This is a genomic window from Halanaerobiales bacterium (assembly GCA_035270125.1).
GTDB lineage: Bacteria > Bacillota > Halanaerobiia > Halanaerobiales > DATFIM01 > DATFIM01.
In genome coordinates this window covers 1-3,625 of record DATFIM010000160.1, presented here as the reverse complement: position 1 = coordinate 3,625, position 3,625 = coordinate 1, and the positions used below count along the sequence as shown (strand labels likewise).

The following is a 3,625-nucleotide window of genomic DNA, read 5'->3' as shown; positions in this document are numbered from 1 at the left end:
GTTGCTAAAATTATTTTAATACCGGGGAGGCTTCTTTTTATTTGCGGAATATACTTTTCTCCGTATACCTGTGAATTTGTTGAGGTGTACATAAAAATATATCTACCCAATCTGTAAGGTTTAATATCATCATTTGTATGAGGTGTAATAGGGATTGAATAAAAAGGGATATTCAGCTCCCGGAGGTCATTCTCTATAAAATTCGATATCGCGATATGGAATAAATCTTTTCTATTCTTTATATATTTTACAAAATCAGGTGTTTGCTTTAAATGAATAGCATCCGAACCGGCCCAAACAATTACAGCAAACCCTTTGTGGTTTTTTAAATAATGATGTTGTCTTTGGTATAAACCAAAAAATACAGCAGGTTTATAAGGGTCTTTGTACGGTTTTAGTCCGTACTTTTTTAGAAATACATCTTTAAAAAACCCTACGCCTACGTACGCTTGTTGTATTTTCATTTTCTTGAAAATTTTTTACTGAGTGAACTACCCACCCACAGCAAAGCTGATGAGTGGGCTTTCGCTTCCTTTTCGTGAACAACATCATGCTCAATATAAGGGTCTTCCATTACACCTGTTCCTGTATTATGAACCAAAATGTAAGTTTTGGAATATCCTTCGTAACTTTTATAATTCATCTTCGTTAATTTGACAATAAAACATAGCTTTTGAGCAATCTACAAACAAGTGTTGATATTCTTTAGGAACATCTACTTTAAACTTTATAACTTTAGCTTGAGCTATATAATCATACCCTATAGCTGTTACATACTCAGGTTTAAAGCCTTCGCGACAAGCCCACTTTTGAACAAGCTCAGGCCACTCTTCTAATTTTTTTGTAATAGGAAATACGGGTAATTTTAGAATCCTATTCCAATATTGCATATCAACACTCATCCCTAAATTACCCGCACATTCTATCTCTATTTTTATTTGTTTTTGGTCATTTGGAGATAAATACTCCCAATTACGCTTTATCTCATCAGAAACTACTTTTGTTATGTAAGTGCTTCGTCCCAGTGCGTACCTAAATGCAGATAGTAATATTATGTCAGGTTCTTTAAAATTTAGTTCCATAGTTTAGTAGTATTTTTCTTTAAATTCCTGCTTTAATTTTTCTGTCATATTATCTCGATACTTAGCGTTATCAGGACTATGTATTTCATAAATCCCGGGCATAAACATATTAAACCTAAAAGAACAACACATTGGAGTTTTTTCTTTATAACTAAATTGTTTTTCATCTAACACCATAATATTTTCGTCTAATGCTTTACACATTTTTAAATAATGCTGATATTTATTTTTATTTTTATCAATATCTTCCTGGGTAATTTCTTTTATCCCTTCTTTATAATTCCAGTGATATATGACATTCATGTATTCTTCATTTATTTTCTGACAATCGCCAGTTAGTCTATAAAACACATATTCAGACCATATTCGAGAATCTTCATGTTCTTGTTGCATTACATACAAATCGTCGTTTTGATCAAAAGACACGTATTCCCCATCAACAATCCAATGTTTGTCATCTATTTGTTTAATGCTGTTTTTCCCTTTAGAATTGGTGCTATTAAACTGATAAACCCAAAACAATGCTACCACAATTAGTAATACCGGTATTAGTTCCATAACTCATTTTTTTTATTCAGCCCTATTGGACCTACGATGTTTTTAATTAAATCCTGCAACTGTTTATTTAATCCATTATCATTATAATTTAAAAACCACCTACGTAAACACATTTTCCGTAATGTGTCATAGTTGTCTACCGGGCGGTAAATTCCTGCTTTAATAGTAGGTGTTTTTTTTAAGTCGTAAAATGGTGCCTTTGTATAGTTGTTAAAGTATAATGTGTTAAAAAGGTAAGCATTTTCTTCTAATCGGTAGTGTTGAATAATTTTAGATATTTTGGCTTTATTAAATAACCTGGGTAAATGTGTTTCGTAATTCCATGTTTTCTTTTTTTCTGATACTAACTTAGCGATAGTTCTGTTAAAAAGACTTTTCCATTCAGGAGAAGGATTGTAACTAAACTTGCTAAAATCAAAATTTTCTCCTATATGCCCGTTGGATATTGTTACTTTAAAGTTGTTTAATGTTAAAGAACGTAACAGCATAATATCATCATACATATAAATAAAATCATCATTAATTTTAGAGTGGTCGGTAATTACTTTTAGTTTTTTAATAGAATCAAATACTTTGGCGTTTATTCGTCCTTTTTCTCTTACACAAGGGATATGAGTTACTCCTTTTATTCCGGGGCTGTCTCCTACAACAAAAATTTTGTAACGATCTCCTGTAAAATATTTTTCAATACTTTTAATGGAGTAATATAATTCCTTCCAGTTAGATTTTATGTATACGTATACAAAATGAGTCACACTAAAATATCTTTAATTTCTCTTATAAGGTGTGCCGGTATCTGATTTGATGCTGTTTTTAACCTCTCTAACAAGTCAAATATTTTATGAAGTTCATCTTTATTAAGTAAACAAGCTTCGGCGTATATAGTGTAGATATCGTTATCTTCGAGGGTATCTATAATTTCAATATCTATTTTTGACTCTATCTCTTTTAAAACAAGTTTTAATACATCTTGTTTATAGATATGCTCTAACGCTTCTGCCGGAACATTACTCTTTGCAATTTCTAACTTGCTAATTTTAACGTTTGGTTTTAGTAACATAATCTTTCCTTTTAGTGTAATAAACGGACTCATTAACAAGGTCAATAAATGTTAACCCTTTGGGTAAATTACCATTGGCCTGCATCTTTTTAATCATCCCTTTATGAAGTACCTGGTAGTTCCCGTTCCAATCCGGGAGGACATAAAACCTCCTTCCGTTGTATTTTTTGCTGTTAGCATCAGCCAACACTTTTGCTCTCCATACAGCAAGCATATCCCATTTTACACGGATATAATCGGCTAACCACTCAAATAACCCTTTAGCTTCTTTGGCTGCCGTTTTATGCTGAAAAGCTAACCATATTCTTAGTTCATCCTGGGAAGGTATTAATAACCTTCCGTCTTTTTCTTTAAATGGCACGTTGTTGTGAGCAACCATATACCACCCGTACTGCTTGTTAAATTGTTTTTGCTTTATATTCATGATTATTATTTTTTTTCAAAATGAATACATCCAAACATTTCATCAGTTACAAAACAATATCTTGATTTTGTAACATCACCTATTGGAGGATTCGCACTTTGAGATTCAAACCTATTAACATTCATGTATTTAGATGTTAAGTTACCTCTGTCTAAAACACATACATCACCTTCATTATCTGTTTCAAACTTCCATTTAGGACAAGTACATATTCCTTTAAAAACACTATATTCAAGCTCTGCTTGTTGAGTTTTCCAGTGTTTGCAGTTTTTACAAATGTTATTCATACCTTTAATTTTATCGTTCTGTAATTATGTATCGTAGGATGCACTGTTATTTTACCTTGTTTATACAGTTCGTTTAACTCCTGCTTGGGTAGCTCTCCAAACTTTTTTATCACTTCTATTTCTGTTATATAGCACCACCCTGTTTTTTTGTATCGTTCGTGTAAAAAATTTAAGACATCATCAGTACGCATCCACCCTGAATTAAGTAATTATC

The 3,625-nt window shown here is 31.8% G+C and carries 7 protein-coding genes; all 7 read right to left on the bottom strand.

The features are described from left to right. Positions 1–464 (bottom strand): hypothetical protein (locus VJ881_08330; protein HKL76060.1); only part of this gene is annotated, 464 nt, incomplete at its 3' end. Between the two features lie 168 nt (positions 465–632). Beyond that, entirely contained in the window at positions 633–1,082 is a 450-nt protein-coding gene (locus VJ881_08325; GenBank protein ID HKL76059.1) for a hypothetical protein, read from the bottom strand. 3 nt (positions 1,083–1,085) lie between these two features. Next, positions 1,086–1,508 (bottom strand): hypothetical protein, encoded by a 423-nt coding sequence (locus VJ881_08320; protein HKL76058.1) that lies wholly within the window; start codon positions 1,506–1,508, stop codon positions 1,086–1,088. Positions 1,509–1,630: 122 nt separating this feature from the next. After that, on the bottom strand, positions 1,631–2,395 hold the full coding sequence (locus VJ881_08315; GenBank protein HKL76057.1) for a hypothetical protein: 765 nt from the start codon (positions 2,393–2,395) through the stop codon (positions 1,631–1,633). Next, a complete protein-coding gene (locus VJ881_08310; GenBank protein ID HKL76056.1) occupies positions 2,392–2,700 on the bottom strand; it encodes a hypothetical protein in 309 nt (102 codons plus the stop codon). The genes VJ881_08315 and VJ881_08310 overlap by 4 nt, the downstream gene beginning before the upstream one ends. Beyond that, positions 2,678–3,079, bottom strand: coding sequence for a hypothetical protein (locus tag VJ881_08305; protein HKL76055.1), 402 nt, complete (start codon positions 3,077–3,079; stop codon positions 2,678–2,680). The genes VJ881_08310 and VJ881_08305 overlap by 23 nt, the downstream gene beginning before the upstream one ends. Before the next feature lie 50 nt (positions 3,080–3,129). Next, entirely contained in the window at positions 3,130–3,411 is a 282-nt protein-coding gene (locus VJ881_08300; GenBank protein ID HKL76054.1) for a hypothetical protein, read from the bottom strand. Positions 3,412–3,625: the final 214 nt, after the last annotated feature.